Origin of the sequence: Paenibacillus chitinolyticus (assembly GCF_045038035.1) — a bacterium.
GTDB lineage: Bacteria > Bacillota > Bacilli > Paenibacillales > NBRC-103111 > Paenibacillus_F > Paenibacillus_F chitinolyticus_A.
On sequence record NZ_CP173427.1, the window covers coordinates 1,821,730 to 1,839,566 of the forward strand.

Here is a 17,837-nt window from a genome sequence, read left to right on the forward strand (position 1 = left end):
GGAAGGTGAAGCTAATGGATGACGAGAAACGAACGGCTATTATCAAAGAAATCGAACACTGGCGGAGATCTAAGCTTCTGCCCGCACAGTACTGCGACTTTCTGCTCAATTTGTACATGGAAACGGGTGCGGACCATTCCAGAAGGGTTTTGGGCATATCGACCAAATCCATCCGGGGGAGCCATTGGAAATTCTGGGTAGCAGCCGTCGTGACTATCATTGTTTTATCCTTGACATTACTTAATTTTAACTCTTTTGGAATTTCTTTGCAAATTGGCGTTTCCGCCGTATTTGTTGTATCTTGGTATATAATCGGCTTCCGGCAAAAAGAAGAGCAGCCTTTCAGGGCCCAGCTTTCGACGGGCATCGCTTCGGCGTCGCTGATCGGTTTCGGAGTCTGGATCCTTTATGGTAACGGCTTGACCGCGCAGTTGTACCTCGGGTCCTTCGTAGCCCTTTGCGGACTCGTCTGGCTGCTTGTCGGTCTTCTCGGGCGGACGCCGCTGCTTCAATACTGCGGATGGCTGGCACTGCTTATTACGTATGGGTTTGTATTAAGCCAGCGTCTGGAGCCTGCTACCTGGTACAAGCTGCAGCTTGCCTGGCTCCCGCTTTCTTTTATCCTCATGTGGATCGGGTGGCTCATTCAGCACCGCTGGAAGAAACCCGGCCTGGTTCTGTTGCTAGCGGGAGCGACCGTATGGATCGCGCCCGAGCTGTTCGGACTGGCCTGGGGCACCTCTGCGCAGCAGCTTCTTCAGCTTTCGCTTGCGGGTAAAGTGGCGGCGGCGGGAATCGCGCTGTTTGCTTATCGTAAAAATTGGACGGAATGGGTTGCTTAAAATATGGTGAAATTGTCTCAACGTTTATTGGAAATTGCGAAAAAAGTCCCTCAAGGGGCAAAACTTGCGGATATCGGATCCGACCATGCCCTGCTGCCGACCTTTCTGGTGCAGCAGGGCACTGTTCCGTCTGCGGTTGCGGGCGAAGTGAATCGCGGTCCGGCCGAGGCGGCGCAGCGGCAGGTCCGTGATGCCAATCTTAGCGGACAGATCGAAGTCCGGCTCGGGGACGGCCTTTCCGTGCTGCGGCCGGGGGAAGCGGATGCGGTGACAATCGCCGGAATGGGCGGGGCATTGATCGCGTCCATTCTCGATGCGGGCGAGGACAAGCTTGCAGGCGTGACCACGCTCATTCTGCAGCCGAACGTAGGCGAGGACATCGTGCGCAAATGGCTGCGCAGTCACGGCTGGCACCTGGCCGGCGAGACCATTCTGGAGGAGGACGGCAAAATTTATGAAATTTTGCTGGCCGTTCGGATGAAGCCGGAGGATGAGGGGGATGCCGCGTTATATGCGGATCGTCTTCTTGGCGGGCTCCGGGTAACCGGCGATACGCTCCTGCAGATGGGTCCCTATCTGATTCAGGATCCCCCGGCGGTATGGTTTGCGAAATGGGAGTACGAACTCGATAAACTGGCCATGATCCGCAGACAGTTGGACCGTTCGGTTTCCGAAAATGCGGAAGAGAAGCGGGCCGAGCTGGAGGCGGAAATCTCGCGTATCAAGGAGGTCCTGGAATGTTTGCGAAAGGACAAACCGTAATTCAATTGTTCGAAAAGCTGGCGCCCAAGCACTACGCGGTGCCTGACGATAAAATCGGCTTGCAGCTCGGTACCTTGCAGAAGGAAATCAAAAAGATCCTCGTGGCGCTGGACGTTACCGACGAGGTTGTGGATGAAGCGATCCGGACGGGCGCGGATCTGATTATCGCGCATCATGCGATCATTTTCAGACCTCTGGCCCACCTGCAGACGGATACGCCGGCCGGCCGGCTGTACGAGAAGCTCATCAAGAACGATATCGCGGTCTACATCGCGCATACGAATCTGGATGTGGCGGAAGGAGGCATCAACGACCTGATGGCCGAAGCTCTCGGCTTAAAGGACCTGGTGCCTTTGGACGAGGTTCACACGGAGAAGCTCAGCAAGCTTGTCGTCTTCGTGCCGGAAAGCCATCACGAGAAGGTACTGCAGGCTCTCTTCCAGGCCGGAGCGGGCTGGATCGGCGACTACAGCCACTGCTCGTTCAACATTCCCGGCACGGGGACGTTTATGCCCCGCGAGGGCACGAAGCCGTTCCTGGGCGAGCGGGGCAAACTGGAGCGCGCGGACGAGGTGCGCGTAGAGACGATCGTGCCCGCGGGCATCCAGCGGGCGGCTGTGCAGGCGATGCTGAAGGCGCATCCGTACGAAGAGGTCGCTTACGACCTCTATCCGATGGACCTCAAAGGCCGTACGTTCGGCCTTGGACGCGCCGGCAAGCTGCCGGAGCCTCTTACGCTGCGCGAGCTTGTCGCCGCCGCGAAGGAGGCCTTCGACGTGCCGATGGTGCGCGTCGTCGGCGATCTGGACCGCACCGTCCGTAAGGCGGCGGTGCTGGGAGGCTCCGGCGGCCGGTATGTGCGCGGCGCGATGTTCGCGGGAGCCGATGTCCTCGTGACCGGGGACATCGATTACCACACCGCGCACGACGCGCTGGCCGCCGGCATGTGCCTGATCGACGTGGGGCATAACGTCGAGAAAATCATGAAGCGCGCGGTAGCGGATTACATGAACCGCGCGCTTGCGGAAAAGAAATACGAAACGGTTGCGGCGGCATCGGAACCGAGTACGGAACCGTTCCAATTCCTCTAAAAAACGCGAATTGGCTGCATTCCCAGTCATTCGTTGTTGAATTCGGCGCCGATAACCTGTATACTAGCAAATGTTCTCGGAAAGTTTGACAGACAATCGCTGGCGATGCTTGCATCGCGAGAGGAAAGTCCGGGCTCCATAGGGCAGGGTGCTGGATAACGTCCAGTCAGCGCGAGCTGAAGGATAGTGCCACAGAAATGGACCGCCGATGGCGTCGCAAGACGCACAGGCAAGGGTGGAACCGTGGTGTAAGAGACCACGAGGGGTACTGGTGACTTTACCCCTGGTAAACCCCACTTGGAGCAAGACCTAATGGGACGCGGTCTGCAGGCTTGCCTGACAGACAGCCTTAGCCCGAGGCGCGTCCGGGTTGGTCGCTTGAGCTGTATAGCAATGTATGGCCTAGATAGATGATTGTCACTTCAATGGTGGGAGGGTATCGTAGCCCGATGCACCACCGGAAGTACAGAACCCGGCTTACGGCAAGCTTTCCATCCTTACGACATCGAAAAACCGCCCGTTATCTTCGGATAACGAGGCGGTTTTTGAGTTGTGCGCCGGCACGCTATTTTTTTCGCGCTTCTTTCATACTTTTAAAGTACGGCGGAGTTATAGTTTATCACCCGGCCCATTCTCCTCAGTCTTGGCCTTGAATGTATCCCGGTCGGAGACGCGCGACGCGCGTTGGGAGCTTACGGGTGCGGTTGCGGCAATTTCCGATACGAGAGGGGGTCTTTTGTTTTATCCCCGGGCTATTTGTCTGGAGCCTCGGCTTGAATGCGGCCTTGGTCCGGGCGCAGGGAGGGTTTGATGCCGCAGCCCCCGGCTTACATGTCCCCAGGACAGGACAGCATAATTACGGGGCTACGGGCGCCGGTTTCGTGCCCGGAAAGCCGGCCTGTACGGGACCGCGGCCAAGGGCGGCTTCCACGGCTTTGTCGACATTGATGAGCCCGAACCCGAAGTAAGTGTCGCGGCCTTTGTCTCCGATATCCGTGGCTGTCTGGCGCATCAGCTCCATCACCTCGGTATTTTTGAGGGAAGGATTCGCCGAACGGAGCAGGGCCGCCAGTGCCGTTACATGCGGACAGGCCATGGATGTGCCGGAGAGCGCCGCGTACTGGTTCTGCGGGTAGGTGCTGGCGATGCTGACGCCCGGAGCGGCGACGTCGATATAGTCTCCGTAGTTCGAGAAAGACGCCCGCCCGTTGCTTGAATCCGTAGCGGCTACCGCGAACACTTCGGGGTAAGCCGCGGGGTAGCCCGGCCGTTCCGTGTTGTCGTTGCCGCTTGCGGCGATCAGGACCACGTCGCGGTCGTAAGCGTATTTGATGGCATCGTGCAGGAAATCCGAGCTGGCGTAGTTGCCGAGACTGAGGTTAATCACCCTGGCGCCGTGGTCGGTGGCCCAGATGATTCCCTGGGCAACGGCATACGTGCTGCCGACCCCGCTGCTGTCCAGAGCCTTGACCGGCATAATTTTGTTATACCAGGTCATACCGGCTACTCCCAATCCGTTATTAACCTGAGCGCCGATAATTCCGGCTACGTGCGTGCCGTGTCCGACATCATCCATCGGCTGCGCGGTCGGATCCAGGACGTTGTAGCCTGCGATGAGCTGACCTTTCAGGTCCTCATGATTGACGTCGGCTCCCGTATCCACGATCGCAACCTTGACATCCTGAGTGCCCTTGTTGAAATTCCAACCTTTCAGCGTATTCGTGATCGGAAGGTTCCACTGATATTTGTTGAAAAGAACGTCATTGGGAATGACGTCCGGCTGCTCGGCCGCCTGCTCCCCGGCTCCGGAACGTGCCGGTCCGGAATTATCTCTTCGGCTGCCGGGCCACCAGTCAAAAAACCAGCTTAGCGGTTTGGTGCCCCGGGACAAGTCATTCGTTTCGTAAATATAGTGAGGCTCCACAAAGCGGACATCCTGGCGTTTGCGGAAATAATCCATTAGCTGCCTGGCTTCGAGGCTGCGGGCGGTAATAATATACGTATTTCCGATAAGCTTGATCTTGGTAGCGCCGATCTCGGTCCGGATACGGGACAGCTCGGCTTCGCGCGGAGGACGGTTAAACTGGACCACAACGTCATGACGCTCGTAATGGCTGGTGCCTTCATGGTCGTCGGGATGAGTCACCCGTTTGCTGCGCAGCGTGTCGGTATCGACACTTTCGATTTTCCAGCGGCTTTTATCGGAATGGAAAGATTGCAGGCGGAGATTTTTACGCTGATGATTGGAAACCTCCTGCAAAATATGCTGGCGTACGACGGCAACGACTGAGCTTTTCTTGTCGGGAGCGGGCACGTTCAGCACAAAGTACGGTTTATCCGCTACCGTGAAATTAGGCGACTGATAAGCGGTTCCTTGCGAGGCCGCTTTTTTCGCCTCCTCGATATAAGGCCGGGCGCTCTTGGCAAGTTCTTTGGACAGTTTGCCGGAGACGATTTCGGAAGCGCCGGCAGCGGGACCGGAAGCGTCCGGTCCGGACGGAGCCGAAGATGCGCCGGGAGTTTCGGGAGCACCGGCAGTACCGGAGCCGCCGGATGTGCCCGAACCGGTCTTGGTGGAACTGTTGGATAGAACAGAAGAAGGCGATGTGCCCGGTGCAGCACCCGGATCAGACTTCGCGGGAATCCAGTTCAGCATAATAATGTGGCCGTGCTTGCTCTGCATGTCCTTCAGCGTTTCTTTGATCTTTTTAGGATCGGCTTGGTTCAGGGAAGCATACATTTGGTTAACATGGAGCAGGCATTGGTTCCGGCACAATTGGTCGGTTACGGCGACATCCTGTTCGACAAGCGCTTGTTTATATTTCAGCTCGGCTTCCGGCTGTACGTTCCTTGCTTCGGGTTTCGTCTGGCAGGCGCTTGTTACGACAAGCAGGCTGCCGAGTATCATGCCGCCTAGGGCGGCAGTGGGGCGTCGCATGGGTCGGAGGCCTCCTTTCCTTCGTCTGGACTGCATAAAAGTAGGGTGGGAAAGGGGCGCTTTTTTTATACGGAAGCCGGACATTTCCCCTCAAGAATCGGGTACCTTTTCCAGAGAAAGTGTGATACTATATGGATGGGCTGAGCCGGGTGCGAGTTCCCGCTCTGTTAACTAGAGGAGGTCATAACCGTAATGGCAATGGATAATGTTAAGAAGGCGTGCGAGACAACGAGAAAGAAACTGAAGGAAGCGGCGGACCGTATCGAGTCGTTTCTGAACACCTACTCTCTTCCGCAGTTGAATGCAGAGTCCGATTCCGAAATGGAAGAGTTTTACCGCGGCTATTTGCAGGATACTCGTCACCTGCTTGTTTTCTGCGAGGTGGCTTACGAGAAGCTCGGAGTCAGCTTACGCAGGCCGACCTTCAATGTGGACTTTACCGAAAAAGTGCTGTATGAAGTGTATCACAACTGTATCAGCCCTTTCTTTTACCCGAAGAACGAGTGCTACTCCGAAGACGGCCGTTACGCCTATACCGGACAGGATGCCATTCGCTTCCGCAAAAAACCGAATCGTGAAGTACGCGATCTGACGATCGAATTGTCCAAAATTTTCGAAGAGCTCCGCGAAGAACTGTCTTACTATGAAAATGACTACATTACCCAGCGCCGCATGCAGGGCGAACGGGTTTAAAATAAGAGAAATGAAGCCTCCGCGCGCGGGGGCTTTTTTGTTTGCGGTCATGGTTGCGTCAAGTCCCGCTGTCAGGTTGTGACAGGGCTCCCCGCGGATATCCGCCCAGCCTTCGTGAGACCCTACTGTTTGGGGGTGATCGATATGCCAGAAGTCAAATGCGCCGTTTCGAACTGTGCCTACTGGGGACAGGGCAACAACTGCCGCGCGGATATCATTATGATCGAAGTGGACGAGCATGCGAATGCCGACCTGTCTTCCGAGTTTGCCGGTGAAGAATTTGATACGCGTCATAAGGATCAGGCTGCGGACCGTGCCAATACGTGCTGTCACACGTTCAAAGAGAAGAAGTAACACGCGCACCCGAAATTCCTCAGCACAGTAAGAGGAGGTTTTCACGTATGTCTCACCACAAAAGCCGTAAGAAGCAGGAGCACACGGGGGAACATTCTCAAAAGCATGACCCGGCTAAAGCGAATTCTTCTGCGGGTCGGGAGCACGCGGGGCGTTCGGACCGTGAGGAATATGCCGGCGAGCTGGCCCCGGGGCTGGCGGGACGCAATGTGGAAGACGCAGGCGCCCGAAGCAGGGAGGAAGCCGACTCGGATTCGTGGGTTAGCGCACGTACGCTCGGAATGATGGCGCTCGTGTCGTCCGTTCTTTCGTTTTTCCTTCTGCCGTTTGTGCTCGGACCCCTTGGGGCGATTCTCGGGTACATGGCGTTTGCGGACGGGAGCCGGAAAGCCGGCGCCTGGGCAATCGCAATCGGACTGATCAGCTTTTTTTCCAATTTGTTTTTCGTCCCGTTTGCGATCTAGCGAACGGCGAAAAAAGGGGCCTCCGGGCCCTTTTTTTATATCGGTCATGAAAGCGACGAGACAGACGAAATTAGACGAAACCCCTTTAAACCGTTATAATTTGCTCAGACATGCTAGTGCTGGATAGAATTGGAGGATCAAATGGAAACCGAACAAGCTATGGAACTGGTAGGCGTATCGAAAACGATAGGCGGAAAACCGATTATCAAGGACTTGTCCATTTCCGTCCGGCGGGGGGAAATTTGCGGTTTTCTGGGACCGAACGGTTCCGGTAAAACGACGACGATCCGCATGATGGTCGGCTTAATGTCTATGAGCGCGGGCGAAATCCGGATTGCGGGCTTTCCCGTAAGGACACAGCGTTCCGAAGCGCTTGCCCATGTAGGCGCTATTGTCGAGAACCCAGAGCTGTACCCGTATATGTCGGGCCATAAAAATCTCGTCCACTTTGCCCGGATGGCGGCTGAACGCATCCCGCAGGGACGGATAGAGGAAATCGTAGAGCTGGTCGGGCTGACCGACGCGATTCACGACAAAGTCAAAACGTACTCGCTCGGTATGCGGCAGAGGCTGGGAATCGCCCAGGCGCTTCTTCACCGGCCGACGGTGCTTATTCTGGATGAACCGACCAACGGTCTCGACCCGGCCGGAATACGGGAACTCCGCGATTATTTACGCAATTTGGCAAAAACGGAATCGATTGCGATCCTTATCTCCTCCCACCTTCTGGCGGAGGTCGAGCTGATCTGCGACCGTGCCTTGATCATTCAGGAAGGCCGGCTTGTCGGCGAACGTATCGTTCGCGGCGGAGCGACCGCAGAGGACGAGCTGGTGCTGGTCGAATTCGAACTGAAGGGAATCGAGGCGGGAGAGCATACGGCCGGGGAATACGGGCTGCTGAAGCGCGAGAACGGGCTGTATACCGCCAATTTGTCCAAGTCTGCGATTCCGGAAATCGTGTCCCGGCTTGTCGGGCAGGGGATAGATGTGTATCAGGTGGCCATCCGCAAGCCGACGCTGGAAGACACCTTCCTCCAGCTGACGAAAGGAGAGGACAGCCGATGAAATTCCTTTCGCTCGTACAAAATGAAATCATGAAAATCACAAGCAAAAAATCGACTTGGATTTTCTATATCTTTCTGCTGCTGCTCAGTCTGTTTGTCGGTCTTCCCATTAAACTGTGGATTCCCGGCTATTCGGACGGCCACAATTATATCAGCTTCGCCGGCACCGTTTTTATGGTCTGCTCGCTGTTTGTTACTTTGTTCGCCCTTGTTCTTGGGGCGCAGACGGTGACGGAAGAGTACAAGGACGGAACGATCAAGCAGCTGCTGATCCGCCCGGCCAGCAGGACGGCCGTCCTGCTGTCGAAATATGCGGCCTGCGTGATAATGGTGCTCATCGCTTACGCGGTACTTTTTCTGAGCTCCGTTGCGGCAGGGGCCGCACTGTTCGGGACGGCCGAGCTGCCTAACGAGCATTTTATCGTTCTGTCCAGCTCGTATTGGTATTCGCTGCCGGACATGCTCTTTATGTTCACGCTCGCCTTCTTTATCGCGACGGTATTCCGCAGCAGCGCGCTGGCGATTACGGTGGCCATTGTCATGAATTTGGCGGGTTCGGCTTTTGCGGCCCTGCAGAACAATTGGGCCAAGTACCTGATTTTCAATAATACGAACTGGAAGATCTACGATCCGAATCCGCTGGTTAACCAAGGAACGCCGCCTCCTTTTCCGGGCATGACACTCGGGTTTTCGCTGACGATCTATGTGCTGCATCTGGTCGTTCTCCTGGGCGTTACGATCCTGGTCTTCCGGAAAAGAGACGTGGCCTGAGCGAATAATTCCGGTGCGAAGCCGGATTTTCGGCAAATTTGGCAAAAAGGGTTCAAAACGGGACGATTTGTGCCGATATAAGGTTTATAATTTGCTTAGGGGCTTACAAACGGGGATGAGAAAATGGTATCTATTGATCCGCGATTAATGAAAGAGCTTTTAAAACTGGAGATGCTGAACAAATCGACGCTGTTTTCCGGCGCCGGCGGAGCAGCGTCGGGTGCCTCCGAATCCGGCGAGGAATTCAGCTCGCTCCTCAACACGCTTCTCATGGAGCAAAGCGGCCTGTCCGCCGATCCGGCCGTGGAGGATGCACTCGGCATTCTGCCGCTGGAAGCGCTGCAGGGCGCGTGGACGGGCTCGGCTGGCGCGGTTCCCGCTGCCGCGGGCACGGGCTTAAGCGTTCAGCGGCAGGCGAAGGCACTCCGTTCCTACGAAACGGCCGCCGGAGCCGTACAAGCTTCCCTGCCCGCTTCCGCGCGCGAAGCGGCTTACGACGCTTATATCGTACAAGCGAGCGAGCGTACGGGCGTAGATCCCGCCCTGATTAAAGCGGTGATCCGCCAGGAATCCTCCTTTAACCCGAATACGGTTTCGAGAGCGGGAGCCAAGGGGCTTATGCAGCTGATGGACGGGACGGCAAACGGACTGGGCGTCACGAACGCCTACGATCCGCAGCAGAATATCCAGGGCGGAGCGCAGTACTTGTCCTACCAGCTTAAGCGTTTCGACGGAAATGTCGGCGTCGCTTTGGCGGCCTATAACGCGGGACCCGGACGGGTCAACAAGCTGGGCATCAAAAACGATTCCGATTTACTAGAGAAAATGCATCTGCTGCCGAACGAAACGCAGCAGTATGTGAAAAAGGTTATGAATGCCAAGGAACGGTACGACAGGGAGTTTACTTAAGTCTGAATAACGTTGCAAAGAAGCGGTTTCTCCGGCGTGGGGAGGCCGCTTCTTTCGTTTTTTTCAGAAGGTCCGGCAACGAGCGGAAGCGGTCTTGGAAAAGGCAGCCGGCTTGCTTTGAAGATAAAGGCGGCTTGTGTTCGGGGTAGTTTTGCGATTTAATGAGGAATATGCACGTGACAGTCAATTCCCTTAACGCGATCTTTTTTCAATAAGAAAGGACAGAGATAGATGCTTTATTTGGATAACGCGGCAACAACCCAGCCTTACAAGGAAGTGGCGCAGACGGTTGCGGACGTGATGCTCCGGCATTTCGGCAATCCGTCTTCGATTCATAAATTCGGCCTGGACGCCGAGAAACTGGTTAAAAAGAGCCGCGAGGTGATTGCCTCCGCTCTTAAGGCCCGGCCGGAAGAAATTATTTTTACGTCGGGCGGTACGGAGAGCAGCAATCTGGCCATCAAAGGAGCGGCTTACCGATACCGCAGCCGGGGCCGTCATCTGATTACAACCGCTGTCGAGCACGCTTCCGTAACGGAGGCTTTCCGTCAATTGCAGGCGGAAGGCTTTGAAGTGACGGTGCTTCCCGTAGACGAAACGGGTCAAGTCCGTGTGGAGGATGTAAAGGCGGCCGTCACCGGGGAGACCATTCTCGTCAGCGTTATGCATGTGAACAACGAGATGGGGCGGATACAGCCGATCGGTGAGATCGGCCGGTGGCTGCGCGAGAAGCAGACCGTGCTGTTTCATGTAGACGCCGTACAGGGGGTAGGTAAGCTGCCTCTTTCTCCGGACGAGCTGGGCATCGACCTGATGAGCGCGTCCGCTCACAAGTTCAAAGGCCCCAAAGGAGCGGGCTTCCTCTATAAGCGGACGGGCATCGACCTTCAGGCCCAGCTTGCCGGGGGAGGCCAGGAACAGGGAATACGCTCCGGCACCGAGAACGTGCCCCTGATCGTCGGGATGGCTAAAGCGCTTCGGATCGCCACCGATAATCTGGAAGAAGACATCCGGCGTAAGCGGGCTTTCCGCACCATTGCGGTCGAAGGCATTCTCGGGCTTCCCGAGCTGGCTCTGACAGGCTCCCGGGATGAGGAAGACATGGCGCCCCATATCGTTCATTTTACTTACCCGGGCATGAATTCCGAAGTTGTCGTACATGCTTTGGAGCAGCGGGGCATATATATATCAACGAAGTCGGCTTGTTCTTCGGGGGAGCCGGAGCCCAGCAAAGTGCTGCTCTCCATGGGACTGGACCGGGCGCATGCTTCAAGCGGCCTGCGGGTCAGCTGGACCGAAGAGCATTCGGAAGAGGATGCCCGCCGGTTCGTAGAAGCGCTCCGCGGCGTAATCGCCGAGCTCGTACCGGTGTCTGCGCGGGCGAAAGGGGGACGCTGATCATGATGTCTCCTTTGAAGCCCGATCTTCTGCTCGTCCGTTTCGGAGAAATGATGCTGAAGGGCAAAAACCGCTCGCGGTTTGAAAAAAAGGTCGTCAGCCAGCTCCGCGGCGTTCTTGCGCCTTTTGCGCAGGTCAAGCTGGTGACCGAATACGGCCGGGTGTATATCCGGCTCTCCGATGCGCCCGTCGAAGATGTAGGCAAAGCCGTCTCGAAAGTGTTCGGCATCGAAACATACAGTCCCGTGTACACGGCTCCATCCGACAGCGAAGCGATTCAGGCGGTGGCGGTCGCGCTTATGAAGAAAATCGTGAAGCGTCCGCAGACGTTTAAAGTGGAAGTCAAGCGCGTGGATAAAAGCTTTCCGTTCGATACGCCGGAAATGAACCGGATCGTCGGCGGCGCCGTGCTCCGGGCTTGTCCGGAGCTCAGCGTAGACGTACGCAGCCCCGAAACGACCCTGCGGGTGGAGCTTCGGGAGAAAGGGGCGCTGCTGTTCGTGGAGACCTTCGAGGGAGCGGGCGGTTATCCGCTCGGCACGAACGGCAAAGCCGTGCTCCTGCTCTCCGGCGGGATCGACAGCCCGGTAGCGGGCTGGCAGGCGATGCGCCGGGGGCTTGAGCTGGAAGCGGTGCATTTCCACAGCTTCCCGTACACGAGCGAGCGGGCCAAAGAGAAGGTGATCGAGCTGGCCCGCAAGCTGTCCGCGTACAGCGGCGGAAGCATCAAGCTGCACCTCGTGTCTTTCACGGAGGTGCAGACGTCGATTTATGCCGCGTACAAGGACAATCTGCTCGTCACCATTCTCCGCCGCGCCATGTACCGCATCGCGGAGACGATTGCGGAGCGGGAGAAGGCGCTGGCGCTGGTGACGGGAGAAAGTCTCGGGCAGGTGGCGAGCCAGACGCTGCCGAGCTTGAACGCGATCGGCCGGGCCGTATCGCTTCCTGTCCTGCAGCCTTTGATTGCGACGGACAAGAAGGAGATCATCCGCATGGCCGAGCAAATCGATACGTATACGTTATCGATTCAGCCTTACGAAGACTGCTGCACGCTGTTCCTGCCGCCGTCGCCGAGCACCAACCCGAACCTCCGGGTCATCGAAGCGATCGAAAGAGGCCTCCCGCAGTTAGAGGAATGGATCCTGCGGGCCGCTCAGGAGGCGGAAACCGTCGTCGTGACTCCTGAGGATCAGGCGGAGGAGGACGCCTATTTCTGATTCCTCCCGTCACGGACGGATGTGGAAAAGGAAGGGGAGTCAATCCCGGCAATGTGAGGCGGCGGCCGGCTACGGGCAGCTTTAAGCTTCTAGGCTTAGGCGGCTTTGCTTTGACTACGAGTGGAGCCCGAAGCGGAAGGGGAGAAGCGGTGTGCTCGAACAGATCGGACTGTTTCTGCAAATCATGCTGATCAACATCGTACTCAGCGGAGATAACGCCGTCGTCATCGCGATGGCAAGCAAAAATCTGCCGGCCGCGCAGCGCAGGCAGGCCGTATGGTGGGGAGCGTTCGGCGCGATCGCCCTGCGGCTCATATTGACCATTATCGCCGTGGGCGTTCTGAAAATCCCTTTTATCCAGGCAGCCGGCTCGGTATTCCTGTTCTGGATCGCCGTGAAGCTGCTGATGGACAACGATGCCCATTCGTCCGTCCCGCAGGCCGGTACCCTGTCGAAGGCGGTCTGGACGATCATCGGGGCCGATTTCGTCATGAGTTTGGACAATGTGCTGGCGATTGCCGCCGCTGCCGGGAATAATTTGACCATTCTGATCCTGGGGATCGGGCTGAGCATTCCCATCATCATCTGGGGAAGCGCCGTCGTCGTGGAGCTTCTGGAAAAGATGCCGGTGCTCATTTACATGGGGGCGGCCGTTTTGGGCTTTACCGCCGGAGAGATGTTTCTCAGCGATTCGAAGCTGAGCGGCTGGCTTCTCGGAGAATGGCCGCATTGGCCGGTTCCGTGGCTGGGGGCCGTTCTGGTCGTTGGCATCGGTCTCTTGAAAAAATGGCTGCTTCCGGCCAAAAGAAAAACCGTATTCTGACATGACATCGCGGTCCAGGCTGCTTTTCATAGGTGTGTACGGAATCTGGTCATTCAAACGGCCGGTCCTTCGGGGCCGGTCTTTTCTTGCCGGATGCGATATGGTAAGATGGATACAATTGATAACGGTTCTCATTTTCGTGAAAATAGTGAAGACAGTGAGGACAAGACACTGCCGGCCCGGCAGGTTGATTTTACGGGGGGTGAGAGATGTGCAGACGGCAAACAATTACGCATGGACGGAAGATCCGGCGAAATTCCGGGAATTTTATGCCAAACAGTTTCGTGTCCTTCTAGGCGGAGAGAAACTCCTTGAGAAAACGACCGGAGGAAGCGATTTTTTGCAGGAAGGCTTGCTGGAAATGATCGGGCATTACCAGGACGTGTATAAAACCGAACACCTTCGCGCAATCGGCGCCACTCTATCGAGCTACCTGAGCCTGATACCTGCCGCTTTTCTACACGCCATGTCGCATCATAACATCGCTTTGCCGCTGGATCTGTCTTCAACGTCCATTCAGTACGATCAAGAATCGTTCTATCTGCAGCTGCAGGGAAGCCCCTCCACCTTTGCGGGGCCGGAACTTTCGCGGGAAGAGTGGCGGGCACAGTTGGTCGGCGGTTTGTTCGACTCTTATATGAAGCCTGTTTTTCAGAGACTCCGGGAACTGACCGGGATCGATAAAAACTCCCAGTGGTCGTACGCGGCCTTAACGCTGCAAAGAAGCTATGATAATTGGATGGATAAGGCTTCCGCGGAGAAACTTAAATATCTTCTCCGGGAAGACTTCGAATATGTCGTCGAAGTCTCGGACCCTGCCTGGTTCGAATGTTCGGGAATCCGGGACCGGCACCCGCTGGATCTTCCTTTCAAGTTTGTGCCGGACGTTTATAACGAAGGCAAAACGGTGCGCATGAAATACCGCTGCTGTCTGTATTACAAGCTGACGGGCACCTACTGCTACACGTGTCCGGCCATTACGGAAGAACACCGCTCCCGCCGTGCGGAAGAAATTATTTCGGCCCGAAGCAAGTAGACTGCGGGCAATCCCGCCGCGTCTGCAATCCCGGCCGTTTAACCCGCCTCGCGAACCAAAACCCGCCGTTGCTCTCGGAGCAACGGCGGGTTTTATTTGGGTTCGAGTCATTTGGCAAGCTTGCAGCCCGAATCTGATGCAGGGTCAGCTTGCGACGGATGTGGCGCATATGGCTGACGGCCGGCATGCGATCTTGCATCGTGCGCCGGGAGTTCGCGCTGTACGGCCCCCGGAAACCGGAATTCTAGTCGCTGAGGTGTTTTGTTTTGCGCGGCGTGCGCCAGGTTTGCCGCGTGTCTGGCTAAGCCGCTGCCTTGAGTTGCCTTAAGTCACTTTAATGCTACTTTCAGCCACTTTAAGCCTTTAAGCGGCTTTAAGCTGCGCGCTTTTGCGCCGCGTCAGCAGCAGATAGGTGCTGTAAATGACGAGCAGCAGCACGATGAGCAGCACGGACCAGCGATAGGCGGTCCCGTAGCCGCCGACAAGAGAAGCGAAGGCGCCGATCAGCATCGAGCCGGTCCCGATGCCCAGGTCGTTGGCGGAGTAGAACGTGCCGTTGGCCGCTCCCCTTCTGGACGGCTCCGTCCGGTCGATCGTCCACGCCAGCAGGGCGGGCTGCACGGAGCCGAATCCCGCTCCGAAGACAGCCGCAGCCGCGGCAAGCGACGACGCGGAATGGGCGTAGGAGAGCAGCCACAGACCCGCGCCGGTAAAGAAGGCGCCCGGAAACAGCACCCACGCCGGCCCCTTGCGGTCATAAACCAGTCCCGTCAGCGGACGGGTGATCAGCAGCATGACCGCATTGCAGACGAAGAACCAGCCGACGTTGCCGATCCCGGCTTCTTTACCGAACAGGGTGAGGAAAGTGACGATTCCGCCGTAGCAGACGGCCGTACAAAACAGCAGAAGGGACGGAAGCAGCGCCCCCGGCTCGATCAGCCCTTTGCGGAACCCGCGCCATGAGAAGGTTGCCGAAGAAACGGGTGGTTTTTTACGCCCCGAACTGATAAACAAGGAGAGCAGCAGAGCCGAGAAAGCGAGGACGGTGGAGAAAATGAACAACGGGTGAAAGCCGTACTCCGCGGCGATCCACAAGCCCGTCAAGGGGGCCAGGGCCATCGCCATCGTATTGGACAATCCGTAGATGCCCATCCCTTCGCCCCGGCGCTCGGAAGGGATGATATCCGAAATCACCGTCCCGAGCGAGGTGGTGGAAATTCCCCAGCCGATTCCGTGAATAAACCGGAGTGCAAGCAGCATGGCGACAACGGCGGCAGCCGAATAACCGAGCACGGCCAGTCCGCACAAGGCGAGCCCAGCGGAAAGCACATGCCTCCGGCCGATCGTGTCCAGCGCTTTGCCCGCGAATGGGCGCGTCAGCAGAGAGGCGACGGTAAAAGTGCCCATGGCAAGCCCGATTTGGGTCTGCCCGCCGCCGATACCGGACGCATAAAGCGGAATGGTCGGAATGAGCAGCTGAAAACTGAAAAATAAAAGCAGGTTCGAAAGGGAGGTTACCGCAAAGTCTCGGGTCCAGAGCGGTTTTTTCTTGGATTTCCGGTTCGTAGCCATCTCCGTTCTCCTGTCCTTCTGGTTACCGGTAGTATCCCCTTTTTACATAGGCTTTATAGTATCCCCTTAATTTAACAAACTTGCGCGTTTTCTTTTAACTGCGGGAAATAGTAAAGCCGTACGATGAGACTTGTTGGGAACTTAAAGTCGGAGGGGATTCTTTTGAAAAAGATCATTCATCGTTCGATGATTGCCGGAACGGCAATCGCACTTCTTCCATTCACGCTGGCAAGCGGCGCACTGGCCGCAGGCACAACGGCTGCAGAGAAAGAACAGAAGGCGCTATCCAAGAACGTGATCGTGCTGATCGGCGACGGAATGGGACCGGCCCAGGTGTCGGCCGGACGTACGTTTTCCAAAAATAAGCTGGGCAAGGATCATTTGGAGTTGGACTCCTACTACGTCGGACAAGCCACTACATATGCGGACCGAGGAGAAGACGGCGGCACAATCGTTTCCGGTGAAGTGACGGACTCCGCTTCGGCGGGAACGGCTTTCGCGACGGGCAATAAAACGTACAACGCCGCAATCAGCGTTTCGAACGAAGACGTGTCCAAGCCGTTCGCTTCCGTGATCGAAGCTTCCGAGCTGGCGGGCAAAGCGACGGGACTCGTCACCACCGCTCGTATCACTCACGCTACACCGGCCGTTTACGCTTCTCACGTGCGCAACCGCGACAACGAGAGCGCTATCGCGTCCCAATATTTGAACGACGGGAATGTGGACGTGCTGTTCGGCGGCGGCAAGCAGTTTTTCCTGAGCAAGGACGAGAAGGGCAAGCGGACGGACAAAACGATCATTCCGGACTTCGAAAAAGAAGGCTACAAAGTCGTGTACGATAAGCAGGGGCTGTCATCGCTGGACAACAAAACCGGAAAAGCACTCGGCCTGTTCGGAAACTCTCACGTGGATTATGTGCTGGACCGCACGAATACCGTGCCTAATCTCGCGGAAATGACCGGCAAAGCGATCGACATTCTTTCCGCCAATCCGAAAGGATTTACGATGATGGTGGAAGGCGGACGCATCGACCATGCGGGTCATGCGAACGATCTGCCGTCCGTCGTGCAGGAAATGCTTGATTTCGACGCAGCGGTTAAAGTCGCCATGGAATTTGCGAAAAAAGACGGCAACACGTCCGTCGTCGTAACGGCGGATCACGAAACAGGCGGTCTCTCGCTTTCCCGTGACAACATTTACGAGATCAACGTGGATGCGTGGGACGACCAGCAAAAATCGTCCGAACTGATCGGCGGAGAGCTCAAAGACGCCAAAACCGTCGAAAACGTGAAAGCGCTCGTAGCCAAATATACCGGCCATACGGATCTGACCGACGACGAAGCGAAATTCATTCTCGCCGGAGACGGCTCTTCGTACAAACAAGAAGGCGCATTTAACGCCGTAATGTCCAAGCGCTACCTTGTAGGCTGGTCCGGACACGGTCATTCCGCCGTCGACGTGGGCGTATGGGCTTACGGTCCTATCGCCGAGAAGGTCAAGGGCCAGATCGACAACACCGAGATCGCGCGCGCCGTGGCTTCCGTGGCGGGTATCGATCTGAAAGCGGCGACAGACAAGCTGCAAAGCGAATATGCATACCCGAAATTCAAAGTGACCCGCGAAGGCGCGGTACTTTATCCGGCCAGAGCGCTGGCTGAAACGCTGGGCGCCGAAGTGAAATGGAACGGGGATGCACGCGAAGTCGTTCTGAGCGCGGGCGGCAGCAACCTTTCCGTAAACATCGATACGCAGGTAGCGGCCTTGAACGGCCAGCCAAGCGGCTTCAAAGCGAACATCGATAACAATGTCCTCTACCTCCCGCTGGAAGCATTCAACAAGCTTACGGGCAAAAACTTGACATGGGACGCGCTCTCCGAGCGGATCAAGCTGAAATAATCGG

The 17,837-nt window shown here is 56.6% G+C and carries 16 protein-coding genes and 1 other RNA gene; 15 read left to right on the plus strand and 2 right to left on the minus strand.

Features of this window, described 5'->3' with window-relative positions:
- Nucleotides 1-14 precede the first annotated feature (14 nt).
- The 4 genes from ACI48J_RS08310 (at nt 15) to rnpB (ending at nt 3,190) form a co-directional block, all read left to right on the plus strand.
- Nucleotides 15-842 carry a hypothetical protein gene (locus ACI48J_RS08310; protein ID WP_405082431.1) on the plus strand — a complete coding sequence of 276 codons (828 nt, stop codon included), beginning with the start codon at nt 15-17 and terminating at the stop codon, nt 840-842.
- A 3-nt stretch (nt 843-845) separates the two neighbouring features.
- Nucleotides 846-1,604, plus strand: coding sequence for a tRNA (adenine(22)-N(1))-methyltransferase (locus tag ACI48J_RS08315; RefSeq protein ID WP_405082432.1), 759 nt, complete (start codon nt 846-848; stop codon nt 1,602-1,604).
- Nucleotides 1,580-2,695 carry a Nif3-like dinuclear metal center hexameric protein gene (locus ACI48J_RS08320; protein WP_405082433.1) on the plus strand — a complete coding sequence of 372 codons (1,116 nt, stop codon included), beginning with the start codon at nt 1,580-1,582 and terminating at the stop codon, nt 2,693-2,695. Before ACI48J_RS08315 ends, ACI48J_RS08320 begins: the two co-directional genes overlap by 25 nt.
- An 80-nt stretch (nt 2,696-2,775) precedes the next feature.
- Nucleotides 2,776-3,190: RNase P RNA component class A (rnpB, locus tag ACI48J_RS08325), an RNA gene on the plus strand.
- Nucleotides 3,191-3,551: 361 nt separating this feature from the next.
- On the opposite strand, the gene ACI48J_RS08330 is transcribed toward rnpB, so the two are convergent.
- On the minus strand, nt 3,552-5,633 hold the full coding sequence (locus tag ACI48J_RS08330) for a S8 family peptidase (protein ID WP_405082434.1): 2,082 nt from the start codon (nt 5,631-5,633) through the stop codon (nt 3,552-3,554).
- A 192-nt stretch (nt 5,634-5,825) separates the two neighbouring features.
- Between ACI48J_RS08330 and ACI48J_RS08335 the strand changes: the two genes are divergently transcribed.
- From ACI48J_RS08335 to ACI48J_RS08380, 10 genes are all read left to right on the plus strand, one after another.
- Nucleotides 5,826-6,326 (plus strand): YpuI family protein, encoded by a 501-nt coding sequence (locus ACI48J_RS08335; protein WP_009674001.1) that lies wholly within the window; start codon nt 5,826-5,828, stop codon nt 6,324-6,326.
- Nucleotides 6,327-6,470: 144 nt separating this feature from the next.
- Nucleotides 6,471-6,680, plus strand: a complete 210-nt coding sequence (locus ACI48J_RS08340; RefSeq protein ID WP_016423477.1) for a DUF1540 domain-containing protein — start codon at nt 6,471-6,473, stop codon at nt 6,678-6,680.
- 47 nt (nt 6,681-6,727) lie between these two features.
- Nucleotides 6,728-7,144, plus strand: coding sequence for a hypothetical protein (locus ACI48J_RS08345; RefSeq protein WP_405082435.1), 417 nt, complete (start codon nt 6,728-6,730; stop codon nt 7,142-7,144).
- 141 nt (nt 7,145-7,285) lie between these two features.
- Nucleotides 7,286-8,209, plus strand: coding sequence for an ABC transporter ATP-binding protein (locus ACI48J_RS08350; RefSeq protein WP_405082436.1), 924 nt, complete (start codon nt 7,286-7,288; stop codon nt 8,207-8,209).
- Entirely contained in the window at nt 8,206-8,979 is a 774-nt protein-coding gene (locus tag ACI48J_RS08355) for an ABC transporter permease (protein ID WP_405082437.1), read from the plus strand. The genes ACI48J_RS08350 and ACI48J_RS08355 overlap by 4 nt, the downstream gene beginning before the upstream one ends.
- Nucleotides 8,980-9,102: 123 nt before the next feature.
- Nucleotides 9,103-9,888 carry a lytic transglycosylase domain-containing protein gene (locus tag ACI48J_RS08360; RefSeq protein WP_405082438.1) on the plus strand — a complete coding sequence of 262 codons (786 nt, stop codon included), beginning with the start codon at nt 9,103-9,105 and terminating at the stop codon, nt 9,886-9,888.
- A 231-nt stretch (nt 9,889-10,119) separates the two neighbouring features.
- A complete protein-coding gene (locus ACI48J_RS08365) occupies nt 10,120-11,286 on the plus strand; it encodes a cysteine desulfurase family protein (RefSeq protein ID WP_405082439.1) in 1,167 nt (388 codons plus the stop codon).
- A 2-nt stretch (nt 11,287-11,288) separates the two neighbouring features.
- The gene (thiI, locus tag ACI48J_RS08370; RefSeq protein ID WP_405082440.1) at nt 11,289-12,506 is read left to right on the plus strand and encodes a tRNA uracil 4-sulfurtransferase ThiI; all 1,218 of its coding nucleotides are present in this window, start codon (nt 11,289-11,291) and stop codon (nt 12,504-12,506) included.
- A gap of 151 nt (nt 12,507-12,657) precedes the next feature.
- Nucleotides 12,658-13,329 (plus strand): TerC family protein, encoded by a 672-nt coding sequence (locus tag ACI48J_RS08375; protein ID WP_405082441.1) that lies wholly within the window; start codon nt 12,658-12,660, stop codon nt 13,327-13,329.
- Between the two features lie 211 nt (nt 13,330-13,540).
- Entirely contained in the window at nt 13,541-14,365 is an 825-nt protein-coding gene (locus ACI48J_RS08380; protein WP_405082442.1) for an IucA/IucC family C-terminal-domain containing protein, read from the plus strand.
- 363 nt (nt 14,366-14,728) lie between these two features.
- On the opposite strand, the gene ACI48J_RS08385 is transcribed toward ACI48J_RS08380, so the two are convergent.
- Nucleotides 14,729-15,937: an MFS transporter gene (locus ACI48J_RS08385; protein WP_405082443.1), complete on the minus strand. Its 1,209-nt coding sequence runs from the start codon at nt 15,935-15,937 to the stop codon at nt 14,729-14,731.
- Nucleotides 15,938-16,099: 162 nt separating this feature from the next.
- On the opposite strand from ACI48J_RS08385, the gene ACI48J_RS08390 reads away from it, so the two are divergent.
- Nucleotides 16,100-17,833 carry an alkaline phosphatase gene (locus ACI48J_RS08390; RefSeq protein WP_405082444.1) on the plus strand — a complete coding sequence of 578 codons (1,734 nt, stop codon included), beginning with the start codon at nt 16,100-16,102 and terminating at the stop codon, nt 17,831-17,833.
- Nucleotides 17,834-17,837: the final 4 nt, after the last annotated feature.

Excerpts from the sequence above, each read along its gene's own strand:
- ACI48J_RS08310 (WP_405082431.1), top strand. The coding sequence starts at position 15 with ATGGATGACGAGAAACGAACGGCTATTATCAAAGAAATCGAACACTGG.
- ACI48J_RS08315 (WP_405082432.1), top strand. The coding sequence starts at position 846 with ATGGTGAAATTGTCTCAACGTTTATTGGAAATTGCGAAAAAAGTCCCT.
- ACI48J_RS08320 (WP_405082433.1), top strand. The coding sequence starts at position 1,580 with ATGTTTGCGAAAGGACAAACCGTAATTCAATTGTTCGAAAAGCTGGCG.
- ACI48J_RS08330 (WP_405082434.1), bottom strand. The coding sequence starts at position 5,633 with ATGCGACGCCCCACTGCCGCCCTAGGCGGCATGATACTCGGCAGCCTG.
- ACI48J_RS08335 (WP_009674001.1), top strand. The coding sequence starts at position 5,826 with ATGGCAATGGATAATGTTAAGAAGGCGTGCGAGACAACGAGAAAGAAA.
- ACI48J_RS08340 (WP_016423477.1), top strand. The coding sequence starts at position 6,471 with ATGCCAGAAGTCAAATGCGCCGTTTCGAACTGTGCCTACTGGGGACAG.
- ACI48J_RS08345 (WP_405082435.1), top strand. The coding sequence starts at position 6,728 with ATGTCTCACCACAAAAGCCGTAAGAAGCAGGAGCACACGGGGGAACAT.
- ACI48J_RS08350 (WP_405082436.1), top strand. The coding sequence starts at position 7,286 with ATGGAAACCGAACAAGCTATGGAACTGGTAGGCGTATCGAAAACGATA.
- ACI48J_RS08355 (WP_405082437.1), top strand. The coding sequence starts at position 8,206 with ATGAAATTCCTTTCGCTCGTACAAAATGAAATCATGAAAATCACAAGC.
- ACI48J_RS08360 (WP_405082438.1), top strand. The coding sequence starts at position 9,103 with ATGGTATCTATTGATCCGCGATTAATGAAAGAGCTTTTAAAACTGGAG.
- ACI48J_RS08365 (WP_405082439.1), top strand. The coding sequence starts at position 10,120 with ATGCTTTATTTGGATAACGCGGCAACAACCCAGCCTTACAAGGAAGTG.
- thiI (WP_405082440.1), top strand. The coding sequence starts at position 11,289 with ATGATGTCTCCTTTGAAGCCCGATCTTCTGCTCGTCCGTTTCGGAGAA.
- ACI48J_RS08385 (WP_405082443.1), bottom strand. The coding sequence starts at position 15,937 with ATGGCTACGAACCGGAAATCCAAGAAAAAACCGCTCTGGACCCGAGAC.